Annotated in this window: 9 protein-coding genes; 3 read left to right on the plus strand and 6 right to left on the minus strand. The window is 36.7% G+C overall.

Annotated features, from left to right (window positions below; all coding sequences use genetic code 11):
• Window positions 1-59: 59 nt before the first annotated feature.
• Window positions 60-665, plus strand: coding sequence for a sporulation-specific diadenylate cyclase CdaS (gene cdaS / locus ACW0JX_RS24070; protein WP_001158743.1), 606 nt, complete (start codon window positions 60-62; stop codon window positions 663-665).
• 174 nt (window positions 666-839) lie between these two features.
• Here cdaS and pepA read toward each other — a convergent pair whose 3' ends face one another.
• The 5 genes from pepA to ACW0JX_RS24095 form a co-directional block, all read right to left on the minus strand.
• A complete protein-coding gene (pepA, locus tag ACW0JX_RS24075) occupies window positions 840-2,324 on the minus strand; it encodes a cytosol aminopeptidase (protein ID WP_000487953.1) in 1,485 nt (494 codons plus the stop codon).
• Between the two features lie 145 nt (window positions 2,325-2,469).
• Window positions 2,470-3,096, minus strand: coding sequence for a 3D domain-containing protein (locus ACW0JX_RS24080; protein ID WP_002094181.1), 627 nt, complete (start codon window positions 3,094-3,096; stop codon window positions 2,470-2,472).
• A gap of 85 nt (window positions 3,097-3,181) precedes the next feature.
• Window positions 3,182-3,499, minus strand: a complete 318-nt coding sequence (locus ACW0JX_RS24085; RefSeq protein ID WP_000027016.1) for a YuiB family protein — start codon at window positions 3,497-3,499, stop codon at window positions 3,182-3,184.
• Window positions 3,496-4,002: an NUDIX hydrolase gene (locus ACW0JX_RS24090; protein WP_000517993.1), complete on the minus strand. Its 507-nt coding sequence runs from the start codon at window positions 4,000-4,002 to the stop codon at window positions 3,496-3,498. The genes ACW0JX_RS24085 and ACW0JX_RS24090 overlap by 4 nt, the downstream gene beginning before the upstream one ends.
• Before the next feature lie 318 nt (window positions 4,003-4,320).
• The gene (locus tag ACW0JX_RS24095; RefSeq protein ID WP_459245134.1) at window positions 4,321-5,529 is read right to left on the minus strand and encodes an NAD(P)/FAD-dependent oxidoreductase; all 1,209 of its coding nucleotides are present in this window, start codon (window positions 5,527-5,529) and stop codon (window positions 4,321-4,323) included.
• A 462-nt stretch (window positions 5,530-5,991) separates the two neighbouring features.
• Between ACW0JX_RS24095 and ACW0JX_RS24100 the strand changes: the two genes are divergently transcribed.
• Window positions 5,992-6,981 carry an NAD(P)/FAD-dependent oxidoreductase gene (locus tag ACW0JX_RS24100; RefSeq protein WP_459245135.1) on the plus strand — a complete coding sequence of 330 codons (990 nt, stop codon included), beginning with the start codon at window positions 5,992-5,994 and terminating at the stop codon, window positions 6,979-6,981.
• Between the two features lie 114 nt (window positions 6,982-7,095).
• Here the strand turns inward: ACW0JX_RS24100 and ACW0JX_RS24105 are convergent, their stop codons facing one another.
• Window positions 7,096-17,241, minus strand: a complete 10,146-nt coding sequence (locus tag ACW0JX_RS24105; RefSeq protein ID WP_459245136.1) for an isopeptide-forming domain-containing fimbrial protein — start codon at window positions 17,239-17,241, stop codon at window positions 7,096-7,098.
• Window positions 17,242-17,685: 444 nt separating this feature from the next.
• Here ACW0JX_RS24105 and ACW0JX_RS24110 point away from each other — a divergent pair, with 444 nt between their 5' ends.
• Window positions 17,686-18,165, plus strand: a complete 480-nt coding sequence (locus tag ACW0JX_RS24110; RefSeq protein ID WP_088346159.1) for a GyrI-like domain-containing protein — start codon at window positions 17,686-17,688, stop codon at window positions 18,163-18,165.
• Window positions 18,166-18,318 lie beyond the last annotated feature (153 nt).

Below are 18,318 nucleotides of genomic sequence, written 5' to 3' on the forward strand. Positions count from 1 at the left end.
TTTACTAGGAATATTTGTATACACTATTGTTAAATACTCCACTAAAGGGAATGAGGATTATGCAAGAATGGGGCTTGTCAGAAGAGCTCAAAATACAAACAAAGCAAATGATTGAAATTGCTGAAAGAGAACTATCGATTATGAGAAACGCAATCGATAAAGAAGATGAATGTATTTTATGCAAAATGGAAGATATTCATCATATGTTGGCAAATGTACAAACATTGGCAGCTACATACTATATTCAGGCATATTTATCACCTTATACGGAAAGTTCATCTTTTATTACGACAGCTATCCAACATTTAAGCGCTAGAAAACATGGTGCTCTTATCGTTGTGGAACGAAATGAAACGCTTGAAGCTTTCATTCAAACTGGAACGACATTAAACGCTCATTTAACTGCGCCATTACTCGAATCAATATTTTACCCAGGTAACCCCCTTCATGACGGTGCCGTTCTCGTAAAAAATAATCATATAGTCTCAGCTGCTAATATTCTTCCTTTAACGAAAAGTACAGAAGTTGATTCTGAGCTAGGAACGCGTCACAGAGCTGCAATAGGCTTATCAGAAAAGAGTGATGCACTTATATTAGTTGTCTCTGAAGAAACGGGCCGTACTTCTTTTGCTTTAAATGGGATTTTGTATACAATTTCTTTATAAAGTGAAACTTTAATCAGCCCTCACCAATTGAGCGTTTACGGGCAACCCCACCTCACTTCTTTGCTTCCACTGAATTTTGAGATTAGGGTCTTACTGTCCGGCAAATAGCGGGATAAACAAACCTATAAAAAAGAAGACTGTTCCAAAATATTGGAACAGTCTTCACTTATACTCTTATTCTTCTCCGAAACGCTCCACAAGTGTTGCAAGTGTACGTACCATTGCACCAGTTGCTCCAGCTGGACCTAAGTCGTGCGCGCCTTTTGTTTCTGATGTTCCAGCGATATCTAAGTGTACCCACGGTGTATCTTCAGCGAATTCGCCTAGGAATGTACCTGCCATAACCGCATGTCCTTCACGGCCTGGTGAGTTATTTAAATCAGCAAACTTACTGTTTCTCACACGTTCTTTATCACGATCAAAAATCGGTAGTTGCCAAATTGGTTCATCTGTTTCCATAGAAGCCTCTAGTACTTGCTCAAACAACTCTTCATTATTTGTCATTGCGCCTGTCGTATGGTTTCCAAGTGCAACAATTACACCGCCTGTTAATGTTGCAACATCAACAAGGTAGTTTGCGCCAAGTTTTTTCGCATACGTAATACCATCAGCTAAAGCTAGACGACCTTCTGCATCCGTATTTAATACTTCAATTGTTTTTCCACTCATAGATGTGATTACATCGTCTGGCTTAAATGCCGTACCACTTACAACGTTATCAGTTGAAGGAATAACAGCGATCACATTTTGTTCTGGGCGCAGTTCTCCGATAATTTCCATCGCACCTAATACAGCAGCTGCACCGCCCATATCACCTTTCATACCAACCATGCCTTCACGTGGTTTTAAAGAATAACCACCTGTATCGTATGTAATACCTTTTCCAACGAATCCAATGACATCTGTCCACTCTTCTTTTCCTTTATAAATAAGAGCAATCATTTTGGGTGGCTCTGTACTACCTTGGTTTACTGCAAGTAACGCACCCATACCAAGATCTTCCATCTCTTCTTTTTCAAGAACTTTATAGTCCATATCATATTTCTCCGCTAACTCAACAGCATACTCAGCAAGCTTTGTCGCTGTTAATACGTTTGGCGGCATATTTACAAGTGTACGAGCTGAATTTGTTGCACGTCCATGTACGTAGCCAACTGTTAATGCGGCTTCAATTTCTTGTGCATCTTCCGCTGTAATAGCCGTGAACTTCTCTAACTCTACACGATCCTTTTTATCTGATTTATACGTTTGTAATTCATATGTACCAAGGCCTTGTACCTCTGCTGCAATATGAGCGACATCAATCGCGTCTAATTTCTCTGTTACGAAAGAATCAAGTAAGATTGCTGCATCTTGTACTTTTGCTGCTTGTAGTGTTTTAAACGTTTTTCCAAGAGCCACACGTAACGTTTCTGTCGTATAAGACTCTTTCTTGCCTAAACCAACAAAGTAATAACGTTTCACATTTGTTTTTCCTAAGCTATGTACTTTCGAAATGGCCTTTTTCTTCGTAGATAATTCTTTCTCTTCTAGTAAAACTTGTAATTGTCCTTCAAACGCTTTGTCCAGTTCTTGTACAAAACTACTCATTTTCTCTTCTTCAAATAAAGCGACAATTACTGCTTCGTGACCTGCTAATTCTTTTTGTACTTGAAACATGTTCAGCCCCCCTAAATTTCTCTACCACCATTATAACTTTATTTTCGATAAAATGCGACAATTCTAACTACAGTTATATGACGTGTAAAATCTCCTCTATTATGAAATAAGCCAAAAAAAAAAGTCTAGCGTAATTACGACTAGACTATCTTTGCTTTAAATATTGACCACGAAACACTTGCATCGTTTCGTCTTGATTTAACATCGTTAACTCTTCTTCTGTAAACTTACCTTTTCCTACTTTTACTACATACACATTTACTTTTTTCTTACCCCATTGGCTATAAACATCTTTCACCGTATCATAATATAAATCAAGACGGTTTCCTTTTATTGCTCCGCCCTTATCAGCTACTACACCATACCCGTAACCTGGCACGAAGAGAATCGTTCCAATCGGGAATACGCGTAAGTCCGCAGCAATTGTGGAATATAAATCCCTTTTCACTTTAACACCTGAATATGTAATACCATACTCTGGATGCCCTGGCCTCTTACCTGTTGACTCAATCCCCGATGTATAACCTGTTGCAGTCATTTCAATTGAACGATATTTAGACCAGTCGTTTGCCTGCTCTAAAGCATTTATCACTTCTTTACTCGGAGCAACATTTCTCTTAACTTCTGCTGCATGTACTTCTTTTGCACTCATTCCTTCATATGTCTTTACAATCTCTAATAAAGAAACTCCAGTGAAAGCCTTCCACGTTACGCATAATGCAAATGCAAGTAAACAAGTCATCATAATGCGAATACAATATCGTTTTAACATTTTTATATTCCACACTCCTTCATCGTTAATCATTCCCTATACGATGAAGGAATATGCAAAAAATAATCTCCAACTTAGTTGGAGATTAAAACATTTGATATCCGCTTTTCCGAAGTTTCTTGATCACGACTCCTGCTAAAGCAGCCCCTACTAATCCAGTAGATAGAATAAACACGTCTGCTTGTCCTAAGTGCGATACACTTGTCCCAAATGAAGAAAATGTTTCTTTCGGTTTTGAAAAATAATCCCACATACTCGCTTTATTAATAATAAGCATACAAACAATCGGATACACAATAACCATTACCCAAGTAGCTCGCAAAATCATGTTGAGTAAAAATCCAATTCCAAAGAACAAAATAAAAAATAACATCATTGAAATAAGTAGTACCGGTATACTCACTCTTTCTCCCTCTCCTTCGCACGTGCCGTAAATACGTGATAGGCTGTATAACCAAATGGTTCTCCTGGATTTAATGTTTTGTCCACTTCAAGATGTAGTTCTGATCTTCCTTCTAACAAATATTTAATAAGTACAGACGTATTCGGATCGTCCGCAATCTTATCTGGATGTAAGAACGCCACTTCAGACAATTCTTTCTCCTGTACAATAATATTTTCTCCTTCAGGCTCCAAAAGGAAAATAATCATATTATCACTAATTTCATCACGAATAACACCCGATCGAACACCAATGATCCCCTTCACATGAGCGACAATGCCTGTCTCTTCTAACACTTCGCGTTTCACAGCTTCATCAACTGTCTCACCTTCATTTACAAAACCAGCCGGTAAAGACCATTTCCCTTTTAATCCACTGTATTTCTTCTTAACGAATAGCCACCTGCCATCTTTTGTAGCTACTAAGCCACTAACAGCTAACCATACTTTCCCGCGCTTCCCCATGATGCATCCTCCTCCATCCGAACGGACAGAATATTCTTTCTTTTCTATATATTATACTATACTTTTTAATTCGCTGTGAAATTTCCTTTTTTCAAAAAGTGAAAAAACCCATTTTGTCGATATACTGTTAACAAAAAAATATCAAGATGCAGAAATGTAATTATGAAGAAAATAAAACATTGGATTCATCCATTTCATGATAAGGCAATATTCAAATAAAACATTTCTCTCATCTTTCTATTGTTATATCGAAAACATGTATTATATGAAAAAAAAGCAGAAACGGCGCTTAGCCGTTTCTGCTTTTTCTACTATATATTAAAAGAACTTTAATTTACCTTTTTTAAGAACTAATAAAGGTCCACCTAATAAGAATAAGTAGCGGTTATCGATTACTTTCTTCATGAAGGAAGCTTTCCAACCTGTTAACTTTTTACCCATAACAACGCCCATTGCATCGTCATGACCTAAAGAACATACAGATCCTTTATTATCGAATGCGAATTTTTTCATTTCGCCCTTGCCACGAACTAATACAGTTAAGTTGTGTGCAATATTGTAACCTTGTTGAATTGCAATTTGTGCTGTTGGTGGGTAAGGACGGTTAATTTCTTCGTTAATGATTAACGCTGCATCACCAACCATGAATACCTCTTCGTATCCTGGAGCGTGCATGTACTCATCAACTTTTACACGTCCGCGCATTGCTTCAAAGCCAGACTCTTCCACAATACCATTACCACGAACACCTGCAGCCCAAACTACTGTTTCAGACTTAATTAATTCAGTATCATCACCATTTGCAACAATAATACCTTCTTCAGTTGCTTCTTTAATTGCTGTACCGATGCGGAATTCTACGCCTTTTTTCTCAAGTTGTTTTACAGCATATTCAACTAATGCTGGATCGAAACCTGGAAGTGCTGTTGGAGCAGCTTCTACACAGATGATACGTGCTTTTTCACGTGGTACATTGTACTGTTTGCAAAGTTCAGGAACACGGTTTGCAAGCTCACCTACGTACTCGATACCAGTAAATCCAGCACCACCAACAACGATTGTTACTAACTCATCGCGCTTTTCATCTGCATATTTAGCGAAACTAGCTTCCATATGCTCACGAATTTCACGAGTTGCATTAATGTTAGCGATTGAGAATGCATGCTCTTTTAATCCTGTAATTCCAAATGTTTCTGATTCGAAACCAAGACCGATTACTAAGTAGTCATACTCTAACTCGCCGTCTTTTAAGATAATACGTTTTTCAGCAGCTTTAATTTCTACTACTGTGTCTTGTACAAAGTTCACTTTATTTGTATCAATAACGTCTTGAATATCTAGACAGATTTTTTCATCTTGTAATGTACCAGCTGCGCTCTCGTGTAACCAAGTCGCTTGGTAGTGATAGCTGTTGTTGTTTACTAACGTAATTTCAGCTTCATTTACAGATAATGCTTTTTGCAGACGAACAGTCGTAATCATCCCGCCATAACCTGCACCTAAAACTACGATTTTTGGAATCTTCACCAAATCACAACCCTTTTCTTTATATAATAGTAATGAGAAATAATACCAAGTACTAAAAACTCTATTTGTCAAGAATGTGGAATTTATCACATTCTATATCATAACAAAACGCAGTCAAAAAATCGTACGAATTTTGTCATAGAAATTTAACATAATACTTCCCTATATTAGTCGGTTTTATTCCAGAATTCAAGCTTCTGGAGAATTATCAATATTTTAAAATAACATAGCGTTTTCAAGGGTTTTTCAGCCTTTTTTTCATGTATTTTCCTTTCTGTATATTTTATACAATACAAAAAGCATCTATGCGAAAACTTACACACAATTCAGTCGTTTTCAGAAGTATTATGAACTCAAATATGCTATCATTTATTTGAAAGTGTCATCATTTGCAGGATTTTCGTGTACATATGAACAATATATGAAATCAATATCAAAATTCCATCTATAGGGGGAATGAAAGTGGCAGAAAATCAAAAAGTTTACGACATAACAATTATTGGTGGTGGTCCAACAGGACTATTCACAGCATTTTATGGCGGGATGAGACAAGCAAGTGTAAAAATCATTGAAAGCTTACCTCAACTTGGAGGACAATTATCCGCACTCTACCCTGAAAAATACATTTATGATGTAGCTGGATTTCCAAAAGTGCGCGCACAAGAATTAGTTGATAACTTAAAAGAACAAATGAAGAAATTTGATCCAACCATTTGCTTAGAAGAAGCTGTTGATACGCTTGAAAAACAAGCTGATGGTATATTTAAACTTGTTACGAATAAACAAACTCACTATTCTAAATCAGTCATTATTACTGCCGGCAATGGTGCTTTCCAACCACGCCGCTTAGAATTAGAAGGTACAGCAAAATACGAAAAGAAAAACTTACATTATTTCGTTGATGATATGAATAAATTTGCTGGCAAGCGCGTCGTAGTATTTGGCGGTGGCGACTCCGCAGTAGACTGGACGATGATGTTAGAACCGATTGCTGACAAAGTTACAATCGTTCATCGCCGTGATAAATTCCGCGCACATGAACATAGCGTCGAAAACTTAATGAATTCTCGTGCAGAAGTAAGTACACCGTATGTTCCAGTTGAACTCATTGGTGATGACAAAATTGAACAAGTCGTTCTTCAGCACGTAAAAACTGAAGAAAAAGTTATCATCGATGTTGATGATGTAATTGTAAACTACGGCTTCGTTTCCTCTCTTGGCCCAATTAAAAACTGGGGCTTAGATATACAAAAAAATAGCATCCTTGTGAATTCAAAAATGGAAACAAATATTCCTGGCATTTACGCTGCTGGTGACATTTGTACATATCAAGGAAAAGTAAAACTTATCGCTTGTGGATTTGGCGAAGCACCGACAGCAGTAAACAATGCAAAAGCTTACTTCGATCCAAATGCAAAACTTCAACCAATGCATAGCTCAAGCATGTTTTAATATGTAAAAATAAAAGCTCCTTCCATACGCGGAAGGAGCTTTTATTTTATATACCACGAAAGCACACTGAATTCGATAAACTATCGAACTCAGTGTGCTTTTCGTCTACAAAAATTATTGTTTTCTTCTTCTACCTAATACGAATAACACTCCGCCAACTAAGAATGAAATTCCCGCACCAACTGACATCATCCATGGATGTGCTGCCCCTGTTTTCGGTAATTCTTTTTCTACTTTTACTTGCGGGTCTTTATTTAACTTTTCCAGTCTTACTTCCGGTTTCTTCAGATCTTTCGGGTCTTCCGGTTTCACTTTTGGCTCCTTCGGTTCTTTCGGTTCCTCCGGTTTCACTTCTGGCTCCTTCGGTTCTTTCGGATCCTCTGGTTTCACTTCTGGCTCCTTCGGCTCTTTCGGATCCTCTGGTTTCACTTCTGGCTCCTTCGGCTCTTTCGGATCTTCCGGTTTCACTTCTGGCTCCTTCGGCTCTTTCGGATCCTCCGGTTTCACTTCTGGCTCCTTCGGCTCTTTCGGGTCTTCTGGTTTCACTTCTGGCTCCTTCGGCTCTTTCGGGTCTTCCGGTTTCACTTCTGGCTCCTTCGGTTCTTTCGGATCTTCCGGTTTCACTTCTGGCTCCTTCGGTTCTTTCGGATCTTCCGGTTTCACTTCTGGCTCCTTCGGTTCTTTCGGATCTTTCGGTTCTTTCGGATCTTCCGGTTTCACCTCTGGTTCTTTCGGATCTTTCGGTTCTTTCGGATCTTCCGGTTTCACTTCTGGTTCTTTCGGATCTTTCGGCTCTTTCGGATCTTCTGGTATCTTAAAATCTTCTTTTGTTTTCGGTAAAATTGTAACTGTAGGCTCAAGTGGTGGATTTATTCTATCGTCCACTGTCGCTCTATTTGTTATCCCTTTACTTGGTGCTGCTTTTACCTTCGCTTTAAAAATAATACTACGTTCTTTCGTATCTGTAATTTCTAGATACTTCGCTATTACTTTTCTAAACTCCATTTTTAACTCTACTGGATTTGGTTCAGCCCCTTCAAATCGAATACTATCTTGCACGTACTCTAAACCGGCTGGAATTTCATCTTCTATCTTTACCTCTGCTATTTTTCCGTTTTCTACCGTATTTTCAAAGCTAATTCGGTATTCGATTTCTTCTCCTAGCTTCGGTTCTTTATTACTTACTGTCTTCGTTGCTTTTACCTTACCATCTTTATATTCTGGCTTTATTGTCGCTGTCGGTTCCATAACTGGATGATTTGGATCATCTACGTGAATAATCGCTTTATTTGTTATTTCCTCTCCAACTTTTACTGATTCTTTTACCTTTACTTTAAAGATGATACTTCTTTCTTTCGTATCCGTAATTTCTGGATACTTCACTGTTACTTTTCCATTCTCAACTTTAAGTTCTGTTGGTACAGGCTTATCACCTACAGCCTTCAGACTATCTTTCACATACTCTAAACCAGACGGAATTTCATCTTCAATCTTTACATCAACTAACTTCCCGCCATCTACTATGCCGTTAAAAGTAATTCGATATTCGATTTCTTCCCCTAACTTTGGTTCATGATTACTTACTTCTTTCCTTGCCTCTAGTTTCCCATCTTTATATTGCGGTGTAATTGGTACAAGTGACTCAACCGGTGGATTTGTCGGATTATTATCATCCACAACCGCCTTGTTTATAATTTCTTTTCCTACTTGTACCGTTTCTTGTACTTTCGCTTTAAAGATGATACTTCTTTTTTTCGTATCCGTAATTTCTGGATACTTTGCTGTTACTTTTCCATTCTCAACTTTAAGTTCTACTGGATTTGGTTCCGGCCCATCAGACTTTATACTATCCTGTACGTATTCTAAACCGGCTGGAATTTTATCTTCTACTTTTACCTCAGTTAGTTTTCCATTTTCTACCGTATTTTCAAAGCTAATTCGATATTCTACTTCTTCTCCTAACTTCGGTTCATGATTGCTTACTGTTTTTTCTGCTTGTAATGCACCATCTTTATGTTGAGGCTGTATAGCGACATTTGGTTTCTCTGGTGGATTTATAGTATCTTCCACAACCGCCGTATTCACAATCGCTTCGCCAATTTTAGCTTTTTCTTTCACTTTTACTTTAAAGACGATGCTTCTTTCTTTCGTATCCGTAATTTCTGGATATTCTGCGAGTACTGTGCTGTTTTTCACTTTCACATACAACGGTTTCGGATTCTCTCCCTCGGCTCTTTCACTACCTTCTACAAACTCTAAGCCAGCTGGTAATTCATCCTTAATCTTCACCTTCGCTACTTTTCCATGCTCTACTACGTTACGGAAAGTAATTCGATACTCTACTTCTTCTCCTAATTTTGGAGCTGGATTATTTACTGTTTTCTCAGCTTTTAGTTTTCCGTCCTTATACTCCGGCGTAATAATCGCTTCTGGTTTTTGCGGCGGATTCTTCGGATTATCATCATCCACAATTGCCGTATTCACGATTTTCTTACCGACTTTTACTGCTTCCGTTACTTTTACCTTAAAGCGAATACTACGCTCAGCTGTATCAGTAATATTTTCATACTTCGCACTAACCTTACCAGCTTCTTCTTTTAACTCTACTGGCGCTGGCTCATTACCTTCTGATTTTAAACTATCCTTCACATATTCTAAGCCAGTTGGTAATTGATCCTCAATTTTCACTTCTGCTAGTTTTCCGTTTTCTACCGTATTTTTAAAACTAATTCGGTACTCTACTTCTTCTCCTAGCTTTGGATCTTTTTTGCTTACCTTTTTATCAGCTTTAAATTTACCAGCTTTATGCTGCGGTGTAATATCTACTTCCGGTCGCTCTGGTGGATTTTTTGTATCATCAACAATTGCTTTATTTACAATTGCTTTGTCCACTTCAACAGAATCTTTCACCTTCACTTTAAAGATAATACTTCTTTCTTTCATGTCAGTGATATTTTCATACTTCGCACTAACCTTACCAGCTTCTTCTTTCAACTCTACTGGGGCTGGCTTATCACCTTCTGCTTTTAGACTATTTTTCACATACTCTAAACCAGACGGAATTTCATCCTCAATTTTCACCTCTGCCAGCTGTCCATCTTTCACCGTATTATTAAATGAAATTCGGTATTCGATTTCCTCACCTAGCTTCGGTTTATGATTATTCACCTTTTTATGAGCAGCAATTTTACCGTCTTTATATTGCGGTGTAATTTTCGCTGTCGGTTCAGTTATAGGGTGGTTCGGATCATCAACGTGGATAATCGCTTTATTTGTAATGTCCTTACCTATTGTAACCGAATCTTTCACCTTCACTTTAAAGACGATACTTCTTTCTTTCGTATCCATAATCTCTGAATACTTTGCCATTACCTTACCATTTTCTACTTTCAACTCCACTGGTTTTGGCTCTTCACCTTCAGCCTTTTCGCTTCCTTCTACAAACTCTAATCCAGCTGGAATTTTATCTTCTATCTTTACCTCTACTAGTTTCCCATCTTTCACCGTATTATTAAAAATAATTCGATATTCGATTTCCTCACCTAACTTCGGTTCACGATTACTTACTTCTTTTCTTGCCTCAATTTTTCCATCTTTATATTGTGGTGTAATCGGTACATAAGGCTCTTCTGGTAGATTCTTTGTATCATCTACAATTGCCTCATTTACGATTTCTTCTCCCACTTTTGCGCTTTCTTTTACCTTCGCTTTAAAGACAATACTTCTTTCCTCTGTATCTGTAATTTCTGGATACTTTGCCATTACTTTATTATTTTTCACCTGTAGCTCTACTGGTTTCGGTTTAGAACCTTCTGCTGTGATGCTGCCTTCTACATACTCTAAACCATTTGGTAAGGCATCCTTTATATTTACCTCTGCTAGTTTTCCATTTTCTATCGTGTTTTTAAAACTAATTCGATATTCTACTTCTTCTCCGAGTTTCGGTTTATGATTATTGGCTACTTTCTGCGCAGCAATTTTACCATCTTTATATTGCGGAGTAATTTCCACATGAGGCTCTTCTGGCTCATTTTTTGTATCTACTACAATCGCTTTATTAACAATCTCCTTGCCTATTTCTGCCTCTTCTTTTACTTTCACTTTAAAAATAATACTTCTTTCTTTTGTATCCGCAATTTCTAGATACTTTGCCATTACTTTGCCGTTTTCAAATTTCAATTCTACCGGACTTGGTTTAGAACCTTCTGCTTGTAAACTGTTCTCCACGTACTCTAATCCAGCTGGAATTTCATCTTCTACTTTAACCTCTACTAGTTTTCCGTTTTCTACCGTGTTTTTAAAACTAATTCGGTATTCTACTTCTTCTCCTAATTTCGGTTTTTTATTGTTTACAAATTTCTCTGCTTTAAGCTTACCGTCTTTATATTCTGGCGTAATTGTTACTTCTGAAGTTGTTGGATCTTTTGTATCATCAACAACTACTTTATTGACAATGCCTTCACCAACTTTAAATTTTTCTTTTACTTTCGCTTTAAAGACGATACTTCTTTCTTCTATATCCATAATTTCTGGATACTTTGCGATTACTTTGCCATCTTTCACTTTCAGTTTTACCGGATTCGGCTTAGATCCTTCTGCTCGTAAACTATCTTTCACATACTCTAATCCATTTGGTAAATCGTCTTCTATTTTTACCTCTGCTAGCTTTCCGTTTTCTACCGTGTTTTTAAAACTAATTCGGTATTCTACTTCTTCTCCTAACTTCGGCGTTTCATTATTTACCGTTTTCTTCGCTTCTACTTTTCCATCTTTATGCTGTGGAGTAATTTCTGCCGTCGGTGTTTCTGGCTCATTTTTCGTATCATCAATAATTGCTTTATTGACGATTTTTTTACCGACTTTCACTTCATCTTTTACTTTCACTTTAAAAGTGATACCTCTTTCTTCTGTATCCGTAATCTCTGGATACTTCGCCATTACCTTACCATTTTCAAATTTCAATTCTACTGGATCCGGCTTAGAACCTTCTGCTTTTACACTATTTTCTACATATTCTACACCTTCTGGTAAAGTATCTTCTATTTTCACCTCTGCTAGTTTTCCGTCTTCTACCGTGTTTTTCATACTAATTCGGTATTCTACTTCTTCTCCTAACTTCGGCGTTTCATTATTTACCGTCTTCTTCGCTTTCACTTTTCCGTCTTTATGTTGCGGAATAATTTCTGCTGTCGGTGTTTCTGGCGGATGTTTCGTATCGCTCACAATCGCTTCATTAACAATCGAATCGCTCACTTTACCTTTTACTTTCACTTTAAAGGTAATACTTCTCTCTTTTGTATCTGTAATCTCAGGATACTTTGCCATTACCTTACCGTTTTCAAATTTCAATTCCACTGGAGCTGGCTTAGCACCTACTGCTTTTACACTATCTTTCACATACTCTAATCCATTTGGTAAATCATCTTCTATCTTTACCTCTGTTAGCTTTCCATGTTCTACCGTATTTTTAAAGCTGATTCGGTATTCCACTTCTTCTCCTAACTTCGGCGTTTCATTATTTACCATCTTTTTCGCTTCAAGTTTTCCATCTTTATACTGAGGAATAATTTCCGCAGTCGGATTAACTGGCTTATTTTGCGAATCATCAATAGTTGCTTTATTAATGATTTTTTTACCGACTGTTACTCCTTCTTTTACTTTCACTTTAAAAACGATACTTCTTTCTTCTGTATCCATAATTTCTGGATATTTTGCCATTACCTTACCATTTTCAAATTTCAGCTCTACTGAATCTGTTCCGGCACCTTCTGCTTTCAAACTATTTTCTACATACTCTAAACCTTCTGGTAGAGTATCCTCTATTATCACGTCTGTTAGCTTTCCGTACTTAACCGTATTTTTCATACTAATTCGGTATTCTACTTCTTCTCCTAACTTCGGTGTTTCATTATTTACGCTTTTCTTCGCTTTAATTTTTCCATCTTTGTGTAATGGTGTAATTTTTGCTTCTGGTTCTTTCGGATGTTTCATATCATCAACAATTGCCTTATTAATGATTTCCTTACCTACTTCCGCTTCTTCCTTCACCTTTACCTTAAAGACAATACTTCTTTCTTTCATATCCGTAATATTTTCGTATTCAGCAATGACTTTTCCATCTTTCACACTTAACTTTAATGGAGCTGGTTTATCACCTTCAGCCTTTTCACTGCCTTTTACATACTCTAAACCGTTAGGAATTATATCCTCTATCGTTACCTTTTCTAGTTTTCCGCTTTCTACCGTATTTTTAAAGCTAATTCGGTATTCTACTTCTTCTCCTAGTTTTGGTGATGGATTATCTACTGTCTTCTTCGAATCAATTATTCCATCCTTATATTGCGGAGTAATTCTTTCTTCCGGCTCAATCGGTGGATTTTTCGTATCATCAACAATTGCTTTATTGACAATCTCTTTATCTACTTTTGCTTCTTCCTTCACCTTTACTTTAAAGACGATACTTCTTTCTTTCATATCCATAATATCGATATACTTAGCTTTGACTATTCCATTTTCAACAGCTAATTCTACTGGTCCAGGTGCTTCTCCTTCGGCCTTGATACTATTTTCTACATATTCAAGACTTTTTGGAATTGTATCTTCCACTCGCACCTCTTCTAGTTTTCCGTTCTCAACCGTATTATGAAAACTAATGCGGTACTCGATTTCCTCGCCTAGCTTCGGTTTCTTATTATTAACTACCTTTGTAGCAGCAATTTCACCTTTTTTACTTTGTGGTGTAATAACAACCTTCGATTCAGCAGGCTCATTTTTCGGATCTTTTGCAATTGCTTTATTTACAATTACCTCCCCTACTTTTGCCGAATCTTTTACTTTCACTTTAAAGACAATACTTCTTTTTTCTGTATCCGTAATTTCTGGATACTTTGCCATTACTTTGCCGTCTTCCACTTTTAGTTCTACTGGCTCTGGGTTTATACCTTCAGCTTTCAAACTATCTTTCACGTATTCAACACCTTTAGGTAGTGTATCTTCTACTAGCACCTTTTCTAGTTTTCCGTTTTCTACCGTATTATAAAATGTAATTCGGTATTCCACTTCTTCTCCTAGTTTTGGTGTTTGATTCGTTACGCTTTTTTCAACATCCACTTTACCGTATTTATAATCCGGCGTAATCTTTTCTTCTGGATGCTCAGTTTGTCCATTTGGCTCACTCACAACCGCTTTATTAACAATCGTTTCTCCGGCTTTTGCCTCTTCTTTTACTTTCACTTTAAAGGAAATGCTTCGCTCTTTTGTATCCGTAATCTCTGGATATTTTGCGATTACCTTACCATTTTCTACTTTTAACTCTACTGGATTTGGTTCAGCACCTTCAGCTCTCTCACTACCTTGAACAAATTCTAAGTTAGCTGGAATTTCATCTTCTATTGTAACTGCATCTAGTTTTCCGTTTTCCACCGTATTTTTGAAGCTAATTTGATATTCAACTTCTTCTCCTAGCTTCGGCTTTTTATTTGTTGCTTTTTTCTTTGCAGCAATTTTACCGGCCTTATGGTGTGGTGTAATCTTCTCTTCTAAATCCTTTGGTGGATTTGTTTTATCACTAACGGTTGCTTTATTAACAATTTCTTCACCAATTTTTGCAGTTTCTTTTACTTTTGTTTTAAAGACGATACTTCTTTCTTCCATATCCATAATTTCTGGATACTTTGCAATTACTTTACCATTTTCAAACTTCAGCTCTACTGGCTCTGGTTTTGCACCTTCTGCTTTCAAGCTATCTTTCACGTATTCAAGACTACTTGGTAATTCGTCTTCAATTGTCAATACATCTAGACGTCCATCTTTTGTCTTATTTTTAAATGTAATACGATACTCTACCTCGTCACCTAGCTTCGGTGTTTTATTAGAAGCTATTTTTCTTGCCTCTATTTCTCCCGGAACTTCTTTCGGAAGCGTAACCGTAACATTTGCATCATCTGTAGTTTCATAATTTACCTCGGTACTATCTTTTCCCTTTACAGCAACGATATTTTTTATTGTTGTATCTGATTGTACAGAAGCTTTCACTTTTACTTTAAATGTAATAATGGCACTTTCACCAGGTTTTAAAACACCGCCGTCTTTAGCATCTGCCCCTTCACCAATACGGAAATCAATTTGATTATTTACAAACTCTGCTTCATCATCGCTTGCATTATCTGTTTTATTTCCTTTATTACTTCCAGAAATATATTGTATAGACCCCGGAACATACTCTAAACGATCATCTAATTTATCAAAACCTTTTACATTAGATACAGGTGCTTGGTTATTTTTCGTATCATTTTTCACTTCAATTTGATACGTAAACTCTTCACCAGATTTAATTTCCTTAACTTCTTTACCGGCACTATCTAATGCCTTTTTATCAACTTGTAAGTTTGGAGCATTATGTTCTGTAACGAATGTAGCGTTATTTAATACGTAAATATCACCACCGCCACCATTTGCTCTAAAACGCATTTTTGCTTCTTTTAAATCATTTTTTACTTGAGTAGGTCCTTCAAGATGATACGTATGAATGTCAGTACTGAATGAATTTGTCCAATCCGGGTTATATCCTGGATATTTTTTCGTAACAAACTCGTTAGTACCGTCTACTTGTACTTCTGTCATAGACGAATCATTCGCATCATTGTCTTTACCGTTAATATTTTTTATCTTTATATATCCAGCACCAAAATCATATTCTCCATAATCATATGCATATCCATCTTTCTCAGCTGGGTCACCTTGCGATGAAAAATAACTAAATTTCGCCTTAAAAGCACCTTCTTTTGGTGTGTTTATTTTATTAACACTAATATCTGTCCAGGCTGTACTTTTTTGAGAGACTAGCCCTTCCCAAATCTTCATGTCTTTTACTGTTTCTTTATAGTTTTCATAAACTAATATAAGATTCCAGTTACCCCAGTAATAGCCGCCACCTGTTACATCTTTAATTTGTGGCACATTTGCAACTGTCAACGTTTGTGAAATCCCTTGCTGTGCAATTACATTTGTTACATCTGCATACGCAACATATCCTGCGCCACTACCTGAGTAATTAGAAATATAAGGTAGGTAATCCGCTTTTCGTATGCTATCAGCAGTTACATCTGCATATTCTTTATTTCCCATTTTCATTTTGACTGGTTGCCTTACTTGATCCTCGGTAACCTTTCTATCAGCAATATTTCCTGGTAACCCCATTGCTGCTGTCCAGAATAAGTAAGCCTTTTTCACTTTACTTCCGGCAGGAATATTAGGAAATGCACCTGTTGACGAATTAAAAATACTATCATCGTTATCAACGTCCACAGTCATTTTATTCGTTTTATAACCCATACTTTGTCTGCCATAATGATCAGTCGTCAAACCAAGTGTTACATTGCCAGTCTGTACTAAATTACCAGCAGTAATTGTAGAATACAGTGGATCTCCAAATCCTTGCTTATCCCCTGTTTGCATTTGAACCTTCGAAGCATTCTCTGATGCAGCTTGTACTTTTGCATCGCTCTGATTTTCCGCTTCTTTTTCTAGTTTCTTCTCATCTTTATCTACTGGCTGCTTCACTAGTTCCGTGTTCGCTGTAGGTTTATTTTTATCTCCTGCAGATACTTTTAATTTTCCATCCACTTCTTTTGATTTAGCATCAGCTGGTGATCCGATTTCTTTCTTACTACTGTCAGCCTCATCATCGGTATTAGCTTCAACCTTGTCTTCAGAAGGAATCCCTTCAACATCTACAGACATGTTTCCTATTTGTAGTTGATCCTTTTGCACACTAATTTTTTGCTTATACTCTTTATTAAAATGTTGTGCACGACGAGCTTTTATTAACACAGTCATTTTTTCATGTGATTTTAAATCTTTAATTTTAAGATTAGAAGAAAGAACCTTTCCTCCCTTATCTTTTTCCTCTACATAGAAATCCGCTACCTTATTTTCAGGTAACTTCTCTCCGTTTACTTTCACGGATTGCGAAGGGAACGTAATTTCATTTTCATTATTTTGTTTAAGCACCAATTCTTGAATTGGTGTAGCTCCCGTATTTTCAATCGTATATTGAAATACGTGCTCCCTCTCCGCTACTTCTCCCTTATATATTTCAGCATTTACTTGCTCTGCCTTAATTTTCACATCATTTCCTTGTAACTCATCCCAGCTTTTTTTATTTATCTCTGTAGCAAAAGCACTGGGTGAAGGCAATATGATGGATAGGAGAAGTGTGATCATCGTTACGACATTAAAACACTTCAATACTTGCTTCATATTTTCTACCTTTCTCCTTTCTATATACTTGCTATCCGTCTACTTAATTTCGTAGCCTTACATAGCAATATATATCCACTCGCAACAATCCGACCTATGAAAATATATCGTTGAAATCCCAATATCAACAATATAAATCTCATAGAATATTACTATTTTAATTTATCAAAAATAGAAGATATATCGGACACTTATACAAACCTTTACCATTTTTAATATAGTAAAAACGTTCTACTGTATAGGCTTATATAACAGTTAAAGGATACATAAAAATCTTAACATACTCCCTAACCTATTCATACATACAATAGAATTTTTACCATTTTTTAGTTATTTCAGTTTGTTGTTTATGATTAAAATTTTCAAAAAACAATAACCGTTACATGTAAAAATATGTTACATTATTAAAGAACGTATGTTCTTATTTTAAAGGAGGAATTTGTAATGATAAACGAACCCATTATCGTAAAAAAAGAAGCTTTCCAAGCAATCGGCGTTTCGGTTACGACAACTAATGAAATAGAGGCATCTCCTGAAGGAAAAATCCCCGGGCTTTGGAACAAATACTTTCAAGAACAAATGATGCATCACATCCCAAATCAACAAACGAAAGAAACATTCGCTTTCTACTCCAACTACGAATCAGATGAAACTGGTACATATACATTTACAATCGGTATGCCCGTTTCTTCATTAGAAGACGTTCCTGAAAATATGACAACTTTAACAATACCTGCTGCTACATATGCTGTATTTACAACGAGAAAGGGACCAGTTGCTGAAGTCGTTTGCGAAGCTTGGGAATATATTTGGCAATGGTCGAAAGAAAATAAACGTGCCTTCACAACAGACTTTGAGCTTTATGACGAAAGAGCATTAGACCCAAATCATGCACAATTGGATATTTATATTGCGTTAGCCTAAAAAAAGATGCCCATTCGGCATCTTTTTTTGTCGTTAAATAGCTACTGGGCAAATCCATTATTATTGTCTACAATGAGAAAGTGCAGTATAGAAATATTAGAAACTGTATAAAGTGAAACTATACTCAGCGGAGGGCATCTCCCATTGAGTATT

The sequence above is a fragment of the Bacillus sp. C-3-6 genome, from assembly GCF_054509685.1.

What these genes read in the sequence shown, in the direction of transcription:
- cdaS (WP_001158743.1), top strand. Translation starts at nt 60, where the DNA reads ATGCAAGAATGGGGCTTGTCAGAAGAGCTCAAAATACAAACAAAGCAA.
- pepA (WP_000487953.1), bottom strand. Translation starts at nt 2,324, where the DNA reads ATGTTTCAAGTACAAAAAGAATTAGCAGGTCACGAAGCAGTAATTGTC.
- ACW0JX_RS24080 (WP_002094181.1), bottom strand. Translation starts at nt 3,096, where the DNA reads ATGTTAAAACGATATTGTATTCGCATTATGATGACTTGTTTACTTGCA.
- ACW0JX_RS24090 (WP_000517993.1), bottom strand. Translation starts at nt 4,002, where the DNA reads ATGGGGAAGCGCGGGAAAGTATGGTTAGCTGTTAGTGGCTTAGTAGCT.
- ACW0JX_RS24105 (WP_459245136.1), bottom strand. Translation starts at nt 17,241, where the DNA reads ATGAAGCAAGTATTGAAGTGTTTTAATGTCGTAACGATGATCACACTT.
- ACW0JX_RS24110 (WP_088346159.1), top strand. Translation starts at nt 17,686, where the DNA reads ATGATAAACGAACCCATTATCGTAAAAAAAGAAGCTTTCCAAGCAATC.